Source organism: Vagococcus sp. JNUCC 83 (genome assembly GCF_053667615.1).
Map to the genome: position 1 here is coordinate 2013723 of NZ_CM132204.1, position 22504 is coordinate 2036226.

General features: G+C 32.7%; 23 protein-coding genes. 5 read left to right on the forward strand and 18 right to left on the reverse strand.

The features are described 5' to 3' along the window. Positions 1–65 precede the first annotated feature (65 nt). From JNUCC83_RS09685 to JNUCC83_RS09715, 7 genes are all read right to left on the reverse strand, one after another. Positions 66–2444, reverse strand: coding sequence for a M6 family metalloprotease domain-containing protein (locus JNUCC83_RS09685; RefSeq protein WP_454459835.1), 2379 nt, complete (start codon positions 2442–2444; stop codon positions 66–68). A gap of 899 nt (positions 2445–3343) precedes the next feature. Beyond that, on the reverse strand, positions 3344–4585 hold the full coding sequence (locus JNUCC83_RS09690) for an IS256 family transposase (protein ID WP_454459153.1): 1242 nt from the start codon (positions 4583–4585) through the stop codon (positions 3344–3346). Between the two features lie 537 nt (positions 4586–5122). Then, positions 5123–5377, reverse strand: coding sequence for a hypothetical protein (locus JNUCC83_RS09695; RefSeq protein WP_454459836.1), 255 nt, complete (start codon positions 5375–5377; stop codon positions 5123–5125). A 193-nt stretch (positions 5378–5570) separates the two neighbouring features. Further along, positions 5571–6044, reverse strand: a complete 474-nt coding sequence (tnpA, locus tag JNUCC83_RS09700) for an IS200/IS605 family transposase (RefSeq protein ID WP_454459837.1) — start codon at positions 6042–6044, stop codon at positions 5571–5573. Positions 6045–6475: 431 nt separating this feature from the next. Then, a complete protein-coding gene (locus JNUCC83_RS09705; protein WP_454459838.1) occupies positions 6476–7588 on the reverse strand; it encodes a lactate oxidase in 1113 nt (370 codons plus the stop codon). Positions 7589–7642: 54 nt separating this feature from the next. Continuing rightward, the gene (locus JNUCC83_RS09710) at positions 7643–8350 is read right to left on the reverse strand and encodes an LrgB family protein (RefSeq protein WP_454459839.1); all 708 of its coding nucleotides are present in this window, start codon (positions 8348–8350) and stop codon (positions 7643–7645) included. After that, positions 8340–8753, reverse strand: a complete 414-nt coding sequence (locus JNUCC83_RS09715; protein ID WP_454459840.1) for a CidA/LrgA family protein — start codon at positions 8751–8753, stop codon at positions 8340–8342. Before JNUCC83_RS09715 ends, JNUCC83_RS09710 begins: the two co-directional genes overlap by 11 nt. 172 nt (positions 8754–8925) lie before the next feature. On the opposite strand from JNUCC83_RS09715, the gene JNUCC83_RS09720 reads away from it, so the two are divergent. Further along, complete coding sequence (locus tag JNUCC83_RS09720; protein WP_454459841.1) at positions 8926–9831, forward strand: LysR family transcriptional regulator; 906 nt, start codon at positions 8926–8928, stop codon at positions 9829–9831. Between the two features lie 81 nt (positions 9832–9912). Beyond that, complete coding sequence (locus tag JNUCC83_RS09725; RefSeq protein ID WP_454459842.1) at positions 9913–10200, forward strand: hypothetical protein; 288 nt, start codon at positions 9913–9915, stop codon at positions 10198–10200. A gap of 56 nt (positions 10201–10256) precedes the next feature. Here the strand turns inward: JNUCC83_RS09725 and JNUCC83_RS09730 are convergent, their stop codons facing one another. Together JNUCC83_RS09730 and JNUCC83_RS09735 are read right to left on the reverse strand one after the other, a co-directional pair. After that, positions 10257–10754, reverse strand: coding sequence for a GNAT family N-acetyltransferase (locus tag JNUCC83_RS09730; RefSeq protein WP_454459843.1), 498 nt, complete (start codon positions 10752–10754; stop codon positions 10257–10259). Positions 10755–10844: 90 nt separating this feature from the next. Further along, the gene (locus JNUCC83_RS09735; RefSeq protein ID WP_454459844.1) at positions 10845–11768 is read right to left on the reverse strand and encodes a LysR family transcriptional regulator; all 924 of its coding nucleotides are present in this window, start codon (positions 11766–11768) and stop codon (positions 10845–10847) included. Positions 11769–11886: 118 nt separating this feature from the next. Between JNUCC83_RS09735 and JNUCC83_RS09740 the strand changes: the two genes are divergently transcribed. Beyond that, positions 11887–13059: a cobalamin-independent methionine synthase II family protein gene (locus JNUCC83_RS09740; RefSeq protein ID WP_454459845.1), complete on the forward strand. Its 1173-nt coding sequence runs from the start codon at positions 11887–11889 to the stop codon at positions 13057–13059. A 158-nt stretch (positions 13060–13217) separates the two neighbouring features. Here the strand turns inward: JNUCC83_RS09740 and JNUCC83_RS09745 are convergent, their stop codons facing one another. The 9 genes from JNUCC83_RS09745 to JNUCC83_RS09785 form a co-directional block, all read right to left on the reverse strand. Beyond that, positions 13218–13454 (reverse strand): LPXTG cell wall anchor domain-containing protein, encoded by a 237-nt coding sequence (locus JNUCC83_RS09745; protein WP_454459846.1) that lies wholly within the window; start codon positions 13452–13454, stop codon positions 13218–13220. Positions 13455–13486: 32 nt separating this feature from the next. Then, a complete protein-coding gene (locus JNUCC83_RS09750) occupies positions 13487–14173 on the reverse strand; it encodes a hypothetical protein (RefSeq protein WP_454459847.1) in 687 nt (228 codons plus the stop codon). Positions 14174–14201: 28 nt separating this feature from the next. Next, positions 14202–14738, reverse strand: coding sequence for a hypothetical protein (locus JNUCC83_RS09755; protein ID WP_454459848.1), 537 nt, complete (start codon positions 14736–14738; stop codon positions 14202–14204). Between the two features lie 19 nt (positions 14739–14757). Further along, positions 14758–17121, reverse strand: coding sequence for a hypothetical protein (locus JNUCC83_RS09760; protein WP_454459849.1), 2364 nt, complete (start codon positions 17119–17121; stop codon positions 14758–14760). A 219-nt stretch (positions 17122–17340) separates the two neighbouring features. Then, positions 17341–17949 (reverse strand): flavin reductase family protein, encoded by a 609-nt coding sequence (locus JNUCC83_RS09765; protein WP_454459850.1) that lies wholly within the window; start codon positions 17947–17949, stop codon positions 17341–17343. 14 nt (positions 17950–17963) lie between these two features. Then, entirely contained in the window at positions 17964–18854 is an 891-nt protein-coding gene (locus JNUCC83_RS09770) for a VOC family protein (RefSeq protein WP_454459851.1), read from the reverse strand. Positions 18855–18867: 13 nt separating this feature from the next. Then, positions 18868–19827, reverse strand: a complete 960-nt coding sequence (locus JNUCC83_RS09775) for a ring-cleaving dioxygenase (RefSeq protein ID WP_454459852.1) — start codon at positions 19825–19827, stop codon at positions 18868–18870. An 18-nt stretch (positions 19828–19845) separates the two neighbouring features. Further along, positions 19846–20280, reverse strand: a complete 435-nt coding sequence (locus JNUCC83_RS09780; protein WP_454459853.1) for a MarR family winged helix-turn-helix transcriptional regulator — start codon at positions 20278–20280, stop codon at positions 19846–19848. A 179-nt stretch (positions 20281–20459) separates the two neighbouring features. Next, complete coding sequence (locus tag JNUCC83_RS09785; RefSeq protein WP_454459854.1) at positions 20460–20933, reverse strand: peptide-methionine (S)-S-oxide reductase; 474 nt, start codon at positions 20931–20933, stop codon at positions 20460–20462. A 358-nt stretch (positions 20934–21291) separates the two neighbouring features. Here JNUCC83_RS09785 and JNUCC83_RS09790 point away from each other — a divergent pair, with 358 nt between their 5' ends. Together JNUCC83_RS09790 and JNUCC83_RS09795 are read left to right on the forward strand one after the other, a co-directional pair. Further along, a complete protein-coding gene (locus JNUCC83_RS09790) occupies positions 21292–22239 on the forward strand; it encodes a helix-turn-helix domain-containing protein (RefSeq protein ID WP_454459855.1) in 948 nt (315 codons plus the stop codon). A 2-nt stretch (positions 22240–22241) separates the two neighbouring features. Beyond that, positions 22242–22337 (forward strand): type I toxin-antitoxin system Fst family toxin, encoded by a 96-nt coding sequence (locus JNUCC83_RS09795; protein WP_454459856.1) that lies wholly within the window; start codon positions 22242–22244, stop codon positions 22335–22337. The last annotated feature ends 167 nt before the right edge of the window (positions 22338–22504 follow it).

A 22504-nucleotide genomic window follows, 5' to 3' on the forward strand; every position in this document is an offset into this window, starting at 1 on the left:
AAAGTAGGTAATCTTTATGGAACGACCAAAAGCATATAATATAAGATTAATTACTACTGGATTAATTATGACCAAATTAAAGGTATCTTAAACATCACTGAATGATAAAATTCACTATTATCAGTATATACAGATGCACTAACGCTGAGGAATATTGCAGACATGTCAGAATTAAGGTTACTTACTGTGAAAGTATTATCTTCTGTAAGATTGAATTCTATACTATCGCGAAACCAATTTAGTCCAGGGTCCGCTGTGTGAATTAATATATGTGCATTATTGAATTGGTCAGAGTATTTTACTAAATCTTGAAGTTTTATTTTTAGTTCATTTTGATAAACTTTTGTTGGTTGTAATGTTATAGTCATGGGCTCTCCACTGTATAAACTTGCATTTTTTAATTTTGGCAAATTATTAAGAGGTGTAAGGTCATTTACAGGTCTGGGAGAAAAGTGAAAAGATTCCAAATCTTTCATTCTATTTATAAAATTAATATTGACTGGTTGTGTTAACTTAGCAATTAGCTCTGTATCTTCAGAACTAGTAGGCATTGATGTTATAGACATTGTTTTTAATTTAGTAAGCTCACTTAATGCTGTATAATCTTCAATTTCTCCTATGTTGTATCCACCAATTTTAATATATTCAAGATTTGTTGCATATTCAAGTCCTGATAAATTAGTTGTATGAACATCAAGGTTAAACGACTTAAATTGATTACGATTATCAGGAGTTGTTTCTGAAAAATCAATGGGTTCTCCATGTAATGTATTTGAATTGTAAAAAGTACCAACTGCTAGTTTTCCTTTAAAAGGAGATAGGTTTATATGCATTTTAGTAGTAGGTTTTGATGTAATAGTTAAATTAAATGTTGGTTTGTCGTCATAACGATAATCCCCAGTTTGAATGTTATTATCCGGAATACTGTTTTTAGATATTTTTGTTGTTTGTTCAGATTGATACATTCCTTTACCAACATAGAAAAAAGGATCTGCTCCAAATACTTGATTATGATAATAAGTTTCTTCCCCGCTAGCATCTAGAATAGTAACTATCTGCCTTCCATTTGTTTTATTTTCAGTATAATTTTTATCTATTTTGTATACAGCAATCCCTCCAGAATGAATGGCTTGTAATCTATTATTTGTTTTTAGCATCCCCTCATCATATCCAGAAAATTGCCTATTTTCTATAAGAAAATAATATTGTGGACTCTCTGTCAGTACTTTTAAAATCGTAGAGGAGCCAGAATCTATAGATTGAACAATCTTATTGCTTACGTAATCATTAATGACTTCCACAGGAAGCCCCAATATCTCTTTGGAATAAGCATCTAAACCAACTGGTGTACTTCCAGAATATTCTCCAACCTTAGCTCCCCAGCTACCTGAAGCCATTAGACTTGTATATCCTAATCCAGAACCATCTTTAACTGTAATCCCACTTGTATCGGTCCATCCGGTATTATATAAATCTGGAAGACCTAAGTCATGCCCAAATTCATGAGCAATGATCCCTACAGTTGCTTGGTGATCTCCGTGCTTTTCTCCAAATTGTGTGTAGTAATCAAGAACTGTGTTATCCAATGTCACTCGATCACTATTTAATGCCCAACGGTGTCCCCACACGGAAGGTTCAGTCACATCATTATAAGATTTTTCTTGTCCAGCAACAATAATCATAAAGTGTAATTCATTTGCTTCAATCCGTCCGTTTTTATTGGTGTCATATTGACTATAATCTATAAAAAAATTAGCTGCTTTTAGCGCATCTGCTGTGATTGCTTGATTATCACTAAAAATTTTACTCCCCGTATTAGGGTGTGTGCGATTTAATTTAACTTTAATAATCCCATCATTTTGACTATCGTGTGCTTCTCTCGCAGGCTCAATTGAGAGAGAATTGTTTGTCATGGTTGAATAATAATTTTTGAGTGAAGGTGCTGTATCACCAAATATAATATTGCTCCACTCTTTTTCTGAATACTTTGTCTGTATATCATTAAAGTCAACAAGTATAACCAACAAATTTTCTGTTTTGTTTAATGATCTGTTTTTTGTTGTTGATGTTGTTTCTTTTGTATCAATTTCTAACTCATTATAAGGTGTTTCTATTTCTGCTAATATTTCTTCTGTAACACTATTTTTTGGAGTAGCATCAATACCTACCTTAGCATTAGATAAACTATATGAATCGTTATTTCGTTTTTTACTGTTTTGCTCATAATACCAATAGTTGTCTTCACCTTTAGAAATGACTTCTCCATTTTCTGTTGTCACATAATTGAAATGTTCATCCCCTTTGATAGCTGCTTTAAACGTAATACCAGAAGGCTGTCGGTAAACAGTTAGTTCATCATTTGCTGAAACGGCATACATTTTATTTGCACCTAAAAAAATAAATAGTAAAGCGAGTAAAACATTTAAACTTTTTCTTTTTTTCATTGTATCTCCTCCTTATAAATGTATCATAACATTTTTTTGTTCATTAAAGGTATGTTTTTTTATAAAGAGTATGACTTAAAATTTTAGTAGGAAAATCTAAGACATAATAGGATTCTACTAAAAGTTAAAAAAATTATAAAATTTAATCTTAAAATAATTCTTCCCAAATTTTAAAATCTTAATTTAAAGCTACGCTGATTGTAAAATTAAGCTAGACAAATAAAAAATCATTTGTGATACACTCAGATTGTATTTCCGACAAAAAAACAAGGAAGGTAACCACAAATGAACTGTATACATCTTACTATATATGAAATCGTTTTAATATAATCTTATTATCATACACGAAAAAAAGTAATACGTGGTGCTAAGTTATTAAAATGATTAAAGCAGACTATTTATAATGTTTATAAAGTATTTGATGATGGATTTTCTGCATTAGATTACTATAAAATATTTTATATGTTCAACTGACATTTGTAAAAGAAGGTCAAAATCTAGTTTTTGTTTTAAAGGAGTTCTAATTGTGCGATGCTCTTTTACAATTGGAGTAAGTAAATTATGAGTGTACTTTAATCATATGAATAAGATGATTGTTTTAGTAGTATTTAAAGAGAATGATTAGGGAATATGATATAATTGAATGTCGCCTATCCGATAGTCTAGCGACTGGAAGGAGGTGCTAAGTTGTACGAATATTTCATTTTCCCACTTCTTGTGGGTTTGTCAAGTTAAGTGTGTAAGTAATTTTAAATAATAATAGAACGACAATTTGACAATGAGTCGTCCTGTGATAATCTTCGAGGATAAGAGGGCATTTTTAATAAAGCTCTTGTCCCGATAAAAATTCACAGGACGAGAGACTCGTTGTCAAATTATATATATCCAACCTATTTTGATTAGTACCGATTATATTTTTCAACTCGTTTTGAAAAAGAATCATTAACAGTTAATTGATTAAGCACCATAGCCCAATTGTGAACGTGTCCACCTTCCCATTTACTTTGAAGTTCTTTTACTCGAAGATATAGCAGCTTAAGAAGGGCATTCTCATTAGGGAAAGCGCCTTTTTTAGTTACCTTACGGAAACTTGAATGAACACTCTCTACAGCATTTGTTGTGTACATTATTTTTCGAATAGCTGATCCATAATCAAATAGTTGTTCAACATGTTGAAAATTTCTTTTCCAAACATCAACAGCTCCTGGATAAATAGCCCACTTTGTTTGAAAGGTATCAAAAGCTGTTTGAGCAGCCTTTAAAGAAGAAGCGCTGTAAAAAGACTTCATATCCTTACAAACTTCTTTATAACTCTTACTTGGTACATAGCGAAGGGCATTTCTAACTAAATGAACTAAACAACGTTGAACCACAACGCCTGGGAAAATAGCTTTAGCACCATTTTCAAGTCCTGATACGCCGTCCATTGAAATAAATAGAATATCTTCAACTCCACGCTCTTTAATCTCATCAAAAATCTGCATCCATCTGTTTTTTGATTCTGTTTGATTTAACCAAAGGCCTAAAATTTCTTTATTTCCTTTTAAATCATAGCCAAGAATTGTATACACTGCACATTCTTTCACTTCATAATTTTCTCTTAGAGTGACATACATACAATCAACAAACAAGAAGGCATAGCATTTGGCCAGAGGTCTGATTTGCCATTCCTCAAGTTCTGATAATATTTGATCTGTGATATCCGACACCATGTCATGAGAAATAGTAAAGCCATAAATATCTTCAATTGTCGAGGCAATATCTCGTTGACTCATGCCTTTGGCATACATAGAAAGAACTTTACTTTCAATACTTGAAACGTCTTTGCTTCTTTTAGGAATAATTTCTGGTTCAAAAGAAGCATCTCTATCTCTTGGAACCTGAATGTCTAATTCACCGAAACTTGTTTTTAACTTTTTATTTCCATATCCATTCCGTCTGTTTTGAGTTTCTTTTTCTTGTCTTGACTGATTCTCATAACCTAAATGATTATCTAATTCTCCACGTAGCATAGCTTCAAACATCGGTCCAAAAACATCTTTTAAAGCTTCTTGCATATCTTCAACCGATTCTGGTTGATAGATGTCAATAATTGATTGAGCTAACTTCGCTGATTTTTGGTCTCTTTTCTTTTTAGCCACAGCTTCTCACTCCTTTAATCTATTGTAAAAAAAGAAAAACCGCGAAGCAACCCACTACCTAGGATGGTAGGTTACTTACACAGTTTATATTACACTCTCGTTTCTTATGAGAATGATCTTTTTGACTTATCACTACTTAAAGATTTAAACAATGCATGCAAACAATTTTCATACTCAATCTATGTAACACGTGAACCTGCTTCACAATATATTCATAACAAATTAGATTGTCATGCGTTAAAAAAAGAAATATGTCATCTCAACGAACATACAATGAACGTTATCCTTTCAACAAGTTATCCATTTAGCAATTCATTACATAAAGATTTAGTTAGCCTAGGAGTTAAAACAACTCAAATATACCGCAACGACTTTCTCTTTTAACTAACAAAAGAAAACCGTCACTTTATTATATTGACTTTGGGATAATATCAATCGTTTCTATGTAGTTCTTTCTATTTTCCAATTACTTATTTTTAATCAACAATTCATTGATACAACAAAAAAAGACAACCTATAAATAGATTGCCTTTTTAATTATACACCGTATTTTTCAAACTCTTTTTCAATTTTATCCAATTCTTTTTCATCGTATTTTTCGTATTTTTCAACATCATGTAAAATACGTTTAATATTATGTAATGCTTTAGATTCATAATACCATTTTTTCACGCTATGTTTTTTAGTATCTTCTTCTACTTGATCTAATTTATCCAAGTTAGTATCCAATTCGTTTAAAACTTTTACCACATTATCAATTACTTTGTCTTCTTTTTTTTCATAATTAGCCATATGAAAAACCTCCCTTTATTAAGTATGAGGCAAGTATATTCCTAATCAGATATAATGTGAAATCAAAACCTCCAGTGAGAACTGGAGGTTTGTTCTTCGGCTGAAAGCCTCTATTACCGGCTTGAGCCTGAAAGGCTCACTGAAACGGTTTCCCTCATGCACCACATTCACTCGCTGATCCTAAAAGGATCTATTATTTCTTTTTATTTTTCTCTCCTGTAAACGGATCATATTCTTCAAATAATGTTAGTTGATCTGCTACATAATCTTCTCGAATTTGATTTCTTATGTATTCCTCAATTTGTTTCTTATTTCGTCCTACTGTATCAACATAGTAACCCCGACACCAAAATTTTCTGTTACCATATCTATATTTCAAATTAGCATGTCTGTCAAAGATCATAAGACTGCTTTTTCCTTTTAAGTAACCTATGAATCCTGAAACACTTAATTTTGGTGGAATACTTACTAACATATGAACATGATCTTTACATGTGCTAGCTTCAATTATTTCAACACCTTTTCGCTCACATAATAACCTTAGTATTTCTCCGATACTTTGTTTGTATTTTCCATAAATAATTTGTCGTCTGTATTTAGGTGCAAAAACTATATGATACTTACATTTCCATGTTGTGTGTGATAAACTTTGATTGTCCTTTTTCATAAGGAGCCTCCTATATGATTGATATTTTGTGGTCGGGAAACCAAATTTATCTTATCATTTTAGGAGGCTTTTTTAATACCACGCTGAAAGCTCTTTAGAACCACCCGCATAGCAGGTGGTTTTCAAAACATATAATAATATCCCTTATAATAAAATTATAAGGGATTCATCTAAAGAAATTCTTAATAATTAAGTAAACCACTATTTGTTTTGAGAGTCTAATAAAGCATTTATACCTTTTTAATAACCTATACCAAATCACTCGGTTATTACAAAATAAAAAAATAGGCTGACCCAAAAGTCTTAAAATAGAAAAATCCCATGAAATCAGTTTATTACAATACTGATTTCATGGGATTTCTGTTTTGTTAGTTTAGTGATTTTCATTTAAAAACTTACTTTTGGGTCAGCCTCTTTTTAATGCTATTTAATTATTTTTTCATATCATATAATCTTGCGTGTTTTACATCTTCAATCGTTTGTGTTCCTGCTAATTGCATCACACGTTTTAAGTCTGACTCAAAATATTCTAAGACAGATTTAACACCTTTCCATCCACCTAAAGCTAAACCAAATAGTACTGGACGACCTAAAGCAATGATGTCTGCTCCACTAGCTAATGCTTTAAAGATATGCTCTCCACGACGAATCCCACTGTCAAAGACGATTGGCACACGTCCTGCTACAGCTTCTGAAATTTCTGCCAATACTTCAAATGACCCAGGTGCATTATCTAATTGACGCCCACCATGATTTGACACCCAAATACCGGCTGCTCCTGCACCTATTGCTAATACTGCATCTTCAGGTGTTTGTACTCCTTTGACAAATACTGGTAACCCAGAATATTCAGCAATAAATTTCACATCTGCTGGTTCAATTTTTTGTTTTGATTGAGCATAGATGTTATTTAACGACATATTTTCTCCTGAACCTGTTAAATAACGAGAAACAATTGGCATACCAAACGGGTAAACAAATTTATTGTCTAAGTCGCGTTCACGGTTTCCACTTAATGTTGCATCCGCTGTCAAAATAATCGCTGTAGCTCCATCAGCTTTTGCTTCATCTAAAATGTTTTTGTTCATCTCTTCATCTTTGCTCATATAAATTTGGAACCAACGTGGGTTACCATTTAATCCGGCATCAATTTCTTCAAATGTTGCACCAGAATAAGCACTAATTGACATAATTGTCCCACCAAATTCTGAAATCCCTTTTGCTGTTCCTGCCTCCTTGGTCGCATGAGCTAACCCGTGAGCGGCGATTGGCGCCATAATAAAGGGAACTTTTAAGTCATGTTCAAAAATTGATGTAGAAGTATCTGGGTTTTCCACGTCAGCTAAAACACGAGGTAAAATCCCTTTACTTAACCATGCTTCATCATTACGTTGTAAAGTAAACTCTTTTCCTGATCCACCTGAGATGTAATCAAATCCACCTTTAGGAACGACTTTACTCGCTGCTTCTTCTAATCTATAGGTGCTGATTACTTCGATTTCTTGTTCGATTGTTGGTGCATTATATGTTTGTTGTTCTGTCATTTTTCATTCATCCTTTTTGTTTTTGTTTTTTTAAATGTTATTCCCAAAAATTAATTAAAATAAAAGAGCTGTGATCGGTCCTGTAAAAGGTACTAATATAACAACGGTAATACCTGTTACCACAATTGATAAACCAGACATCGCTCCTTGAACATCTCCAAGTTCAATTGCTTTAGCCGTTCCCATCGCATGGGATGAACTCCCTAACGCAACCCCTTGGGCCACAGGATCTGTGATGTTAAATAATTTGAAGACAGTTGGGCCAATCATCGCCCCAATGACGCCTGTAAAGACGACCACTGCCACTGTGAGTGATACAATTCCACCAAGAGAGTCGGATACTCCTACGGCAATCGCAGTTGTAATCGATTTAGGTATCAATGTTGCCCCCATCTCTTCCTCAAAAGCAAATAATATACTAAACGCATAAATCATTATTGTGTGGAATATTACACCACTGAAAATTCCAGTCAAAATAGCTGGGTAGTATTTCTTCAAATAGACAAAATTTTGTTCCAATTTAATGGCTAGTGCCACTGTAGCAGGAGTAACAAATAGACTTAAAAACTGCCCCCCACTTTTATATGTTTCAAGTGGTATATCTAAAAATACTAAAATCAGTATTAGCATTGCTATAGCAAAAACTAACGGTGTAAATAATGGATTTTTTGGCCATTTCTCTTTTAATTTAGCCGCTATTAAATACAACCCAATGGTTAAACTAATCCATAAAAATGGGCTCTCTAGCACATCAGACAACATCTGCATTCACCTCATTTTCTTCAGGAACAGCCACAATTTTTGTTTCCGCTTCCACTTCTTTCGACTTAATAGCTTGAACAATTCGGCCAACAAACGCCATCATTAAGGCTGTGGTAATAGCCATAATAACAAGTAGTTGCCACCACGTATCAGCTAACACATCAAAATTTGCCATTAATCCAACACCTGCTGGGACAAAAAATATTCCCATATTATTCGTTAACCATGTTCCCGCTTCTTCTACTTGCTCCATTTTGACCCATTTGAAATGAAGAGCACAGAAAAATAACACCATACCAATCACGCTTCCTGGAATTGCTATATATTTAGATAATAACGCGGAGATTATTTCGCCCATTAATGAAAATAAAAATATCCAAAAAAGCTGCTTGATTTGTTTCATTAAAATCAACCCTCTTTCGTTTTGTAAACGTTTTAGTGACACAAATATAGCATGATAAGTATTCCTTTGATAATATCATTTCCTTATGATATTATAAGATTTACTTATATAAATGGACATTATATACATTTTGCTTATGAGTGTTTTTTCACAATATAAAAAGGAGCTTTTTATGAATTTAAAAGATTTATCCTACTTTAATCATCTTGCTAAAACCCTTAGTTTTACTACAACTGCTGAACATTTTTACATTTCACAACCTTCCATTTCTATGGCTATTAAACGACTAGAAAACGAACTAGATACTGTTCTTATTGATAGAAAAAGAATTCACAAGAAGCTTAGTTTAACGGAAACTGGTGATATTTTATATCGTTATTCTCATCAAATTTTAAAGTCTGTTGAACAAGCGGAAGAAGAAATTCATGATTTTAAACATCAAATTGTGTACTTTGGTTTCTTACCAACAATAGGTGGCTATTTTATGTCCCATTTATTACCACATCTTGAGAAGTTTTCTTCATCAATGAAATTTATTGAAGAAGAAAGTTCAGATGTTATGTTAGAACTCGTTAAAAAAGGCACGGTACCTCTAGCAATTATTGGAAGCGATGAACCTGTGTTTGATGACGACTCTCTCATTCAAATTCCTTTAAAACAAGAAGATATGGCTTTATGGGTATCAAAAAATAACCATTTAGCCTCCAAAAAAAAGGTGCTTCCTCTTGATTGTAAGGAGTCTGTTTTTATATCGCTTGAGAAAGGTTACATGCATCATCGTATTTTTGATGATTGGGTAAGCACTCATCATTTAAACAATATACAAACAATCTATACAAAAGAGATACAAACCGCGCTTTCTATCGCAGGTTCTACTAACATGATTGCGTTTTTAAGTAACATCTTAGTACGTGGAAACAATGAATTAATTAAGATTGAACTTGAACAACCGCCTCAAATTTACATTAGCTTGATAGTCAATAAAAAAATTCATCAAGCGAATACATTTCAAACGGAATTTAATCAGGCCATCATAAATTTAGCCAAAACATTTGGACACCCTTTTACAGTAGAATAATGATAGTAATTTTAACTGTTTTCTATAAATATATATGAAACTAAAACGTTTTTTGATATGATAATATGGGGAGTTGATATAATGACAAAACAAGGTATTTTAAATTTAATTTTATTGCTTGCTTTAATATCATTTGCTGGAATAAGTATTTATAAAGTAGAACAAAATAACAAAGATATCGCACAATCTAAAATAGAGATTGATACACTCAAAAAAACAGTAGATAAACAAGCGAAAGAATTAAAAACAAAAGATGACACAATTCGTGATTTAAAAAAAGAAGTCACAGCTGCTCAAGAAGCTGTTAAACAACAAAATACACAAGTGGATAATACCCAAGACAATACAGTGACCTATAATCCATTTTAATAAAAACACACATGGTATGTCTTATCAATAAAGAATCTGCCACGTGTGTTTTTGTATTATATAAATGTTTTTCCTAATATATCCAAGCTATACTTTTTATTATCCATAATAGCTATATTAGGTAAATGAGCCCATCTTTCAAAACCATTTCTTAAAAATAGTTTTTGACTTGCACTATTGTGAGTAAAAACATAAGCCATAATGGTCGTCACATGACATGTCGATTGTTGAGAAAACACCCAATCAAGTGCTTGTTGTCCTAATCCTTTACCATGATGATGTTGATCGATATACAAACTGATTTCAGCTGTCTCATTAAACGCAGGCCGCCCATAAAAATCTTCCAAAGCCACCCATCCCACAATCATATCATCTTCTTTTATCACCCATAACGGTCTCGTTGTCTGATTATAAGATTCAAACCAACTAACTTTTGATTCAACAGAAACAGGATGAGTATCTGCTGTTGATAGTCGTGTTGGAATGGCTTGATTATAAATATCTACAATCGTTGGTAAATCTTGACGTGTCGCATAATCAAATGTAATTGTCATAAATGACCTCCTTTAAAATAATTACTATACATGTCTTGAAATTATTTTATAGTCTAACATATTTCTATATCATACGTACAGTTTATAAAACTACTCGTAAACGTCAAACCCAAAATGATTGATGTGTTGTTTTAACATTTCTATGTACATTTGCGCTACTTGACTTAACTCAATTTTTTTATGTTTTAAGTATCCTAACGTTAATGTTTCATCTACTTCAAGAGGTATTGCCACAATTTTTTCATCATTCAATTCACTACTGATAATTCCAGAACTAATGGTATAACCGTTCAGACCAATCATTAAATTAAATATAGTGGCCCGATCACTAATCTGTATATGTTTTTTATGGGGTAAGGTGCTTAGTATTTCTTCCGAAAAATAGAAAGAATTCGTATCTCCTTGTTCATAGGATAAATAAGGATACTCTTCTAAATCATCTAATGTTAGACTCGTTTTTTGGGTCAATGGATTATCTCGTCCCACAAACACATGAGGCTTGGCATCAAATAATGGAATAAATTCTAAATCTTTTTCTGAAATCAATCGCTTTAATACGGTTTTATTAAAATCATTTAAATAAATAACCCCTACCTCACTTCTGAATGTTTGCACATCGTTTAGGGTATTTTCTGTGATGGTTTCTCGTAGTGTAAAATGATACTCCTCTTTTCCTACTTCTTTTACTAGTTCAACGAAAGCATGTACCACAAAGGCATAATGCTGTGCTGACACACTAAATGTCCTTTTCCGAGAGGTATCTTGTTTAAATCGTCCATTCAACAAATTCACTTGATCCAGTATCATCCGAGAATAATTCATAAATTCTCGTCCCTCACTCGTTAATGTGATTCCTATTTTGCTACGATAAAATAATTGAATGTTATACTCTTTTTCTAACTCTTTCATAGCTTGTGATAAGCTAGGTTGGCTAATAAATAATTGTTTCGCTGCTTCATTGATCGATCCTGTTTCTGCAATTTTTTCTAAATACTCTAACTGTTGTATACGCATATATTCCTCCCTCTCGTTATAGGTTTTACCTATTATATCATTAAATAAATACATATTATCTATTTTTAATAATTGTTGTTACAATACGTTCAACACTTAAAAAACGGAGGGATTTTTCATGACATTATCAAAATTTCAATTAGTAGGCTCACTACTTAGACCAAAAGAATTATTAGATTATAAGGAACAAATTGAGGTACGAGATGATATCACGTATCCTTTTTACGAAGAATTTCCTGGGTATCAAGACGTGGAATCTAAAGCGATTAAAGAAGTCGTAGATGAACAAATTCAGCATGGCATTGATATCATAACTGATGGCGAGTTTTCAAAATCATTATGGCACTTAGATTTTTTATGGGGATTAAGTGGCGTAGAACGTTTCATTTCTGATCACGGATATGCATTTAAAGACCATGATGGCGAACACTTTGAAACACGTAAAGATATCGGAATTCGTATCGTTGCACCATTATCTGGAAAACATCATCATTTTCTAGACATCTTTAAAAAAGTAAAACAAGATGCAGGAGACACACAAGCTAAATTAACTGTATGGGGAGCAGCTCATGCTTTCACTGAATTGACTGTATTTAATGGACTGTACGGTGACGGACAAGTCTATCAAACGGCTGAGGACTTAAAAGAAGGACTCATTAATGCGTACAAAGAATTTCTAACAGAATTTAAAGAAATTGGAGGAGAGATTATCCAATTTGACGATTGTTTATGGACTTTGTTCTCATCTGATAACCAAGATAGCTTTTTTGCAGAAGGAAATGACAACCTTGAAGATTTGGCAGATACGTTTATCGCAATTAACAATGAAGTCGCAGATTTCGGACATTCTCTAGGCTTAAAAGTGTGGACACATAACTGTCGTGGAAACTATCAAAGTCGTCATGCAGCTGGTGGAAGTTACCAAACCATTGCTAAAAAATTCTTAGGAGAACAACATTATGACCGTTTCTTTTTAGAGTGGGACGATGAACGTGCAGGTGATATTTCTGCTCTAGAAGTTTTAAAAGACAAACCAAACGTTGAAGTGGTATTAGGTTTATTATCAAGTAAAACAGCTACTTTAGATGAAGAAGATCGAATTTATCGATTACTCGAAAAAGCGAGCCAAATCTTACCAAAAGAACGATTACTATTGTCTCATCAATGCGGGTTTGCTTCTTGTGACTGTGGTAATGAATTAACCCAAGCGCAACAGTGGGCAAAAATTGATCAAGGACAAAAAATTGCCAAACATTTCTGGTCTGACTCATATGTTAATCAATATAATTAACATCATACTATAAAAGAAAGAAACCCCTCTACTGAATGAGATTTAAGCTACCTCATCCAGTAGAGGGGTTTCTTATAAAAATATATTTACCTCGTTCGAGTAAAGTCCATTCTTATCAATAGTATTCACATCAAAAATGGCTTAACTTTATTACTTATCTATTTATTATGACTTTGCGAACTTTTTCTCATATAAAATATCATAATTAAAATAGATATAATTGTTAGCCCTAGTCCTAATATATATATATTCATATACTCACTAGTTTTAGGTAATTCACCATAGTACGTATTTGATACTGAAGAGACTTCAATTGTATTCGAAGAAGGTGTCTGGTGTATCTGTACCGTTTCTTCTTGACCAATTATTCCTGTTATATCTACTTGATTAGACATAACCGTCCTCCTTCACAACTTAAAATTTAATCCTATTTCCAATCTGAAGGCACAGAGAATGTCAGCCCTAATGTATAATTACTACTGTAAACACCACCTAAATCTGATCCAATTGCCCCTGCATAGTTAAAGGTCAAAATATTAGATCCAGAAACAGCTTCTTCTGACGATTTGTTCTTTCCTTCCTGGTTAGCTAATCGAGTCAACTCACTTGTTAATGATGCTACTGGAGAGCCATTTTTAATAATATTAGTCGAAGAAGCATGTGTTACTCCCCCTTTAGAGATTAAGTTAACTTCAACATTTTTGTTACTAGTTGTGGTATCACTAATTTTCTTTCCACCTGATTGTGCTGGATCCCCACTTTCAGTTAATCCATTTAAATTAACGATTACAGGTCTACCTGAATTATTTTTTATTGTATATTTTGGTGAAGTAATTGCTGAGTTAGCTGTTGTTCCTGCTGAATAAAAGTACGTTTGAGTGGGCACTGTTACATTTATCCAAGCTTTATCTCTTTCATCAATTGGAGAGTCCGGATTTGTATTATCCACACCTAATGTTCCTTGTACAGGAATAGTCGCACTATCTTCCCCAATGTATGTTCTAGAGCCATCTCTAGTACCTAGATCGTCTCCTTTTTGATCTGCTGATACCTGCACTGCTGTAAAAGCAACTACACTTGTTGCAACTAATAACCCTAATAATGTTTTTTTCATAATATATTCTCCTTTTCTATTTTTATATCTATTCATCAACTATAATAGTTAATAACGCTTTAACTTGTCCTTGCTTTTTTTTTGTATCTGGATTATAGATATCAAATGTTGCAGTGACGGGATACGTTCCTGAACCTAATTTTTGTAGTAATGTAGCTTCTTTTATTTCTTCTCCTGGTTGAATAGCTCCTGATTCATAAAGAACAGTGTTATTACTATCTAAAGTAACTATGACATTTACAGGCTGAGAATTTTGAGGTGGGTTTTGAATTGCCAAATCTCCTGTCATTGTATCTTTATTAAAATAAGCTTCTGAAACGATCTTCATATTAAAATTACTGCTGTCTACTGCTTTTTGAGCATACTTTGTCAACTCTTTTTCAGTCATTTTTGAAGCATCTTTCCCCTCAGGTAAAAAATCTCCTGCGACTACAGTAACTACTTCAGTTTGTTTGTCAAAAAAAATTTTATAGATGAAAAAACCACCGATAATAAATAACAAAAGTAAAAGTAATAATAACAGCCTACGCTTTCTTTTTTTTGGTTTATTCTCTTCTTCTATCATAAAATTGTATGCCTTTCATTTATTTTGATTTTATTAAAAAATCTAGATTATAGTCTATCACTGCTGGTGTTCGTGTCAAAAAAGGGCCACTGTATTTTCCATTAATGTAAAAGTTTTTTATACTGCCCTGTGTATCCCAATAAGGCTGAAGTTCTAATGTAGGAGAACTCATCAAATCCCCTAAGTTGATTTGAAAATCTCCAGTAGTTGAAAACAAGTTCAAAAATAACATTTTATTACTCCCGCCATCTGGTGGACTAGGAATCATAGTCACTTGATTATTTGGATTTTCACTCAGACTACTTGGCGTGACTTCTACGACTTGGTTACTCTGATTTGATATTGGATAGGTTATCGATTCGTTGAAAGCCAGTCCAAATTTTCCATTTACTAATTTATAGCTGATATTTTCATTAATATCAATCAGTGAAGGAAAGGTCACTGCTTGATAGGGGCTAATTGTTGTATCTGTATGTTTCCATTTACTATAAAAAATTTGACTGCCATTTTTCGGGATGATAGCTAAACGCCCGTACACCATATAATGGCCAGAAAATAATTGGTCTAAATGTGCAACTGTTGATTGATCACCAGTCTCTGTCGCGATAGAAGGCAAACTGCTTATCTCAGAATAGATACTCCCATCTAAATGTGTAGGGGAAGCTGTTGATTCATTATACTGACTATTTAATGTAGAATCATCTAAAATAGCACTAACATCGTTTGTAATATAATACTGTGCTTTATAAGTATAATTAGCGTCTAGAGTACTTGACACGCCTGTCAGACGACTTGAAATTTTACTAAAAGGAGAGCCTTCTGATTCATTATATCCAGATAACCCTTCAGCCATAATGCCACCCACCTTAACAGCAGGTTCATAAATAATCGAACTATATTTTAATAGATCTTTTGTTACAATATTACTATTCAATCCTGGTAAAATTAGTTCACTTACCTTTGTTTTTTCACTGTTTTTTTCTGTCTTAGATAAATTGTAGATTGTACTATTCAAACTATTATTTGTCACTTTAAAGCTAGTACTACTGCCTAAAGCCGAATTTGTAGTTAATTCATTTACAAATTGAACACTGGCTGGATCTAGAGCATTTATATCAATTGTTCCATTTTGAAATGGTAAATTTGCCGTTATAAAATTCACCTTAGACTCATTTGCAGCTGATATATTCAAGTTCTGTTTAGTGTAAAATAGTTTATTAGATGTCGCATTAGTTTTTCCAGATCGTATCACTTTTTGATAATTTAGTGGGTCACCAAAAACAGTTTGTGGATCTATATATGTTAGATTATTATCAAACATATAAGTAAATTCTGCACTGTCGGACACATTTAAATTCACTGAATATGCTGCTGGATAAATCATACACTCTTTACCAGATTGAATAAATACTTTTGCATTATCCTCTACGTTCATGTCTATATTAGAACTCGCCCAGATAAACGCAAGACTCGTTCCAGATTTTTGTACAATAGACGTTCGACTGCCTTCTTTAAAGTTGAGCGTTCCAGCAAATTCAGCAAATTCTTGGTTATTACTTCCATTACTTGACACAATAAACGAGTTATTTCCACTAAAATTTAATGAACTGTTACTTCCAGTGATATAAAAGGGTTGTCCCCCAGCTTCTGCATAATAATTGACGTTTTCAATATTAATACTGTTGTTTCTATTTGTACTATAACACAAGCCATAATAAGTACTTCTCGGGGATTCACTTGAACCAAAATTTATATTTTTAAATTTTATCGACATATCACTACTACCCAAAGCGAATATCCCACCCGCTACAGTTGATCCATTATAATAAATAGAATAATTTCCTGTAGAAGTTGAATCCGTAGAACCGTCTATGATAATAGGATTTTTATTGTTTGTAAATGTTGAAAATGTGCCGTTTACAGTAATATCGTTCTTCAACTGAATATACACAGTTCCTGAATTAACCGAATTTGTATAATCCGCCTTATTAATTATTTTAATCATTTCTGTCATCTGATCTGCCGTATAGATTAAAAAGGGGGTTGTCATTGTACCATTTCCAGTCAATGCCTTAGTTAAAAATAATGAAACCTCTCGTTCATCTAGTTCGCTACTTACTTCTTCAGAAAAAGATGACGTTGTATCATTAGTTTCAACATGATTTGATGCAGTTGTTGTCTCTTCCGTATAGGTTTCCAAAAAACTTTCGCTTGTCGTATTAATCTCTGTTTCCGTACTACTATGTTCGCTAGTATATGAAGAGGTCGTGCTATCTTGCGTTAACGTATCTGTACTATTAGTTTCAGCCGCTAAAACTAATGTACTAAATAACATAAACATAATAGATATACTTAATAACACGATACCTACATTTTTTTTCACATAATCCCCCTCTCTAATCATAAAATAGAGCGTTCAGAAGTCCTAAATCACACAATAATGACTCACTCGTAGTAGATTATAACATAGTCTGTTCATATTCTACAAAAAACTAATCTCATTTAAAGTAAGTTATACTAACAAAAATTGTTCAATTTACCTAAATAAAAGCAGGATGATTATCCTGTCCTTGTTGAATTGTATAATACATTGTTTTCACTCCTACTCTGGTCGCTCGATTGTTACACGTTTGCCGATAGTGGCATAGTCATTGCCTGCTAATCGACTCATTGGATTTAACCCATCAGCATCAATTCTGCCATCATTGTATAAACCTTCATTGATATGATACTGTGTCACAGATAGCAATAATAAATCTGCAGTGACATGTGGGCCATCCTTGATTTCAATATGTTGATATAACGTTGTTTCCATCTTAATCTGGAGCTCTGATAACATTGGGACAGCAACAACACGAGCAGGATCTAAAGTAAATGATGTTCTTAACAACTCACTCTCATTCTTAGGTAAATTAGCGGCCGTTTGATTAATATCATCTATATATGATTCTTCTGCTATATGGATCACTGCTTCTTTCGTGTCTAAAATAGTTCGAGACGTATCTTTCATCTCACCATTTTTTCGTTGAATAGCCAATGAAATGATAGGAGGGTTGGATGTCACAATATTAAAATAACTAAACGGTGCAATATTTAATGTTCCGTCCTCTGACAAACTAGTCACCACAGCAACAGGTCGTGGAATAATTGACCCAATTAGAAATTTATAATTGTCTCGCTCACTCATATCACGTGGGTTTAAAGATAACATATTACTTCTCCCTTCTATCTCAATGGCAACAGATGTGTTTCTAAATACTGTCTCATGTGCTCATATTGTGGTGGTAACATTAGTTTTTCACCTAGCTGTTCTAACGGTTCATCAACCGTAAAACCTGGCGCATCTGTCGAAAGCTCAAACACAATATTTCCTTTTTCAACAAAATAAATCGCATAGAAATATTGTCTATCTTTTATCTCTGTTACCCCGTAATTTTTTTCGTATAAATAATCTTGCCACATACGATGCGCCTCATCATCAGGGACTGACCACGCTATATGATGAACTGTGCCAATGCCAAAACGACCTCTAGGTAATACTTGTTTAGGAATAATAATCTGATGACGTTCTTTACCAACCGTCTCCAATCGATAAGCATCATTTTCATCAAGCAACAGATTTAATCCTAAGTCATCTCTTAGCGTTCTCATCGTGTCTTTTGGTTGACTAGATAATAGCACTGCGCCATGAAAACCAATAATATCTGGATAATCTTTTTCCTCATCACCTTCGACTAATGCAATCGCTAAATCATGTGTGTCAGTAAATTCCATCGTTGTTTTACCAAATAGTTGACTTATCTCAAATGAAATATCAAATGAAGTTAATCGTTCGTTCCAGTACCCAAGACTACCTTTAGGGATTCGAAACGCAATGCGACCAACTTGTCCACTACCTACACGGCCACGACTGGCAGTATTCCACGGGAAAAATGTCATAATAGTCCCTGACTCAGCTTGTTCATTACCAAAATACAGATGATACGTTTCAGGATCATCAAAATTAACTGTTTGTTTAACCAATCTAAGTCCCAATATTGTTTCGTAAAATCTTACATTTTCTTTAGGATTCCCTACAATTGCAGAAATATGATGAATTCTGTTAATAGCTTTCATAAATCAAACACCTCTATCTTCTAGTATCAAATGGCTTGATAACACTTTCTATATACTCACGCCTGTTTTCTAAAAATGGTGGTAACGACAAAGTTTCACCTAATGTTTCATATGACTCATCCTCCATAAAACCTGGCTCATCTGTGGCAAGTTCAATTAGGATATGGCCAACTCTGGCGTAAAGTGATTCAAAATAAAAACGATTCACATAACCAGAGTTAGGTAATCCTAGATTATCAAACAACTCTTTCCATACTTCTAAAGACTCACGATGTTTCAAACGAAAAGCCAAATGATGCACTTCTCCGTAACCTTGTCTAGCATCAGGTAATTGAATATCTTCGACTAAAATAACTCGTGCGCCATTGCCCCCTTCACCAACTTCCATCAAATGTCTGTTTCCCTCATGAGTAATTTCTTTAAACGAAAAAATGGTTTCCATCAATGATTTAAATTCTTGAAAATAGCTAATAGTTATTTCAGTAGTCCCTAGACCGTAAATAGCATACTCTTCAGGCACAGGACCTTTTTTCCAGGGAGTACCTGCTACGACACCATGATTCTTTTCATCTGATACTAACTGATACCTCTGACCATCTTCATCTCTAAATGACAACACTTTTACACCAAATTCTTCTGAAATATCGTCATGCTCCACATTAAATTGTTGAAATCTTTCTTTGTAGTACTCTAATGCTGCATCACTCGGTACTCTAAATCCCGTACGTGTAATAGCATTTGTGCCTTTGATACCTTTTGGATTATTAGGAAAGTCAAAAAACGTCATCGTTGTTCCCGGTGTCCCATAATCATCCGCAAAATAAGTGTGATAAGTATAAATATCATCTTGATTGACAGTCTTTTTAACGAGTCTCATACCTAATACATTAGTGAAAAAATCATAATTCTTTTTTGCATCACTTGTCATCGCTGTTATGTGGTGAATTCCTAATAATTTATCGTGTTCCTTCATTGTCAATTCCTCCTTGTATCACTTTTTTTCCAGTGACCTATTTAGTTTGGCTAATAATTTTAATAATTGTTCCAATTCATTTGGTTCTAAACATGACATAGAGTCAGTAATGGTCTTCGCATGTTTGGGAAAAATCTCTTTCATGAGTAGTGTTCCATGCTCTGTTAATACAACGAACGTTATCCTCTTATCATTAACATTAGTTTGCCTTGTGACAAATCCTTTTTTCTCTAATTGATCAATAACATATGTTGTACTACTACTAGCTATCAAGACTTTCTCTTTAATGACTTGGATTGTCTGTTTTCCTTTGTGAAAGAGCAACTCCATCACCGCAAATTCGGTTATATTTAATTCGTATTGTGCGACATCTTGTCTGACGATTTTTTCTAATTTATTACTTGAACGCATCAACTGAATAAATGTATTTAATGATTGCTCTGTTTGATTCATTGTCATCACCTCTATTATTTATTTCGAATTCGAGATAATAATGATATAAAAAAATCTCTCTCTTACTTGACATTATCATATAATATTACTTACAAAAAGTAAACTATTTAAACTTACTTTTAATTAGCAAACAAAAAACACTCTCCAAAATGGAAAGTGTTTTGACAAAAATTTAATGACTAATGTTTATACTTTAATAACAAATCTTTAGGTATATGACAGTAATCATTTGGACATCTATCCAATCGGTCTTGATGCTCCTCTACACTTCTAACATAATTAGTCAGAGGTTTTACTTCAACAGCAATCTTATCTCTGTCCTGACGACTCTTTATATAAAGCAAGGCTTCATCTAAATGTGAAGTAGTTTCACTATAAATCCCTGTTCTGTATTTTTCTCCTTCATCTATTCCTTGTTTATTGATACTATATGGATCAATCACTTCAAACAGATACTCGACTAACTCAGTGACCGTTACTTTTTTTGAATCAAACACTGTTTTAACACACTCAGTATAACCATCGTATTCGCCATCTAACGTATTAGTTAGGCCATTTGCCCTTCCTGCTTCCGTTTCAATCACGCCAGGTAACGTCTTGACATATGCTTGTACACCCCAAAGGCAACCCCCCGCCAAATAAATAGTTTCCATTTTTTCTCCTTAACATTCAATTCAATCAAGTATTTTCTTTTTCGATTATTAATTCAAATTAAGTTTACTTGGATTTTGTTGTCAGGACAAGTTCTACTTTTTTATCTGGTAATTTACAATATAAAATACAAAAAAACACCCTCTAAAATGGAAAGTGCTTTGATATTCTGTATAAAAACGAATTAATGTTTTAAAAATTGCGATACTCTGCTAGCTTTTAAAACCTACTTTATTGTTTAATTCATTATTCAAAATATTGTAATATCAATCTAAAATAGGATTTTTACACAATATGCCTACTGAAGTTACAGTTTTAATTTATTTATTCTTTTGCTAAACTCATTTTGAGGTGATAAACATGTATAAAAATAATCTTAAAAAATTAATGGTTGAAAGAAATATTAGCAACAACAAATTGTCTAAAGAAACGTCTATATCTCGTCAAGCAATTAGTAAAATTAAAAACAATGAATTTCATGATATTTCAATTAATGTCTTAACAGAGTTGTTAGAATACTTTGACGTAACTTTTGATGAGTTTGGAACAATCTATACTCGGAATGAGTGTCTACAAGCATTGTTACCAGACAAAGGTTTTACTAACAAAAATTTACAGTTATTAGAATCTTTAATTTATAAAAACTTGCATGTTTCTTGTACGTATTACCCTTACTCAAACAATCAGAGCCTTAATATTTACTCAAAAAAATACTTCAAAAAATTTGATTTTTCTGGTAATTTTAGGGTTAATGCCAGTCTAAACGGACTTACTTTTGAAGTCATAGATTTTGATTTATATATTCGAAATAAAAAAATAAATTTTGATGATTTTTATAGATTCTACCAAAATTTCATTAATCAGTTAGAATGTTATGCGTCATATTTGGGATTCACACAAATAGCTATAAATATAAATCCCTATATTGATGACAATTTATCAGAACTAGTAGATCCTCGAGATGTCAACATACCTGATTTGAAGTTTTTAATAGCTCACTCAAACTGCTCTGATAGAGAAAATGAGTTGATAAAAATGTCAATTATTAAAAATCGAAATTATAGAGAGTACTTGCATAACTCTAAAACTCAAAATAAAAAACAAGATACCGATGAAATAAACCATTTCATAGACTCATTACCTAGATTAGATTTTTTTGAAAAAGAAAAGAGACGACTTTCAATGTTATCCGAAAAAGGGATTCACTCTAAACATTATACAAAAATATTTTTTAAGCAACTAAACTCAGAAATCATTCCCAAAGAAAAACTAGAAAAAGATATGTTAATACGCTGGAGGGATAGTTAAAATTGGATAATTTTTTATCATTAATAGTTGCTCCTATACTTGTAGGAATTGTTACTAGTCTTTTTTCCCATTGGTTGCATAAAAAAGACAAACACTAAAAAATATATAATTTTCTGATTTATTTACAATAAAAATTCAAAAGTTAGTATTGTAAAATCACCAAAAATTATCCCTATCAGCAAAAAAACACCCTCCAAAATGGAGAGTGCTTTGATATTCTGTATAAAAACGAATTAACGTTTTGAGAATTGTGATGCTTTACGAG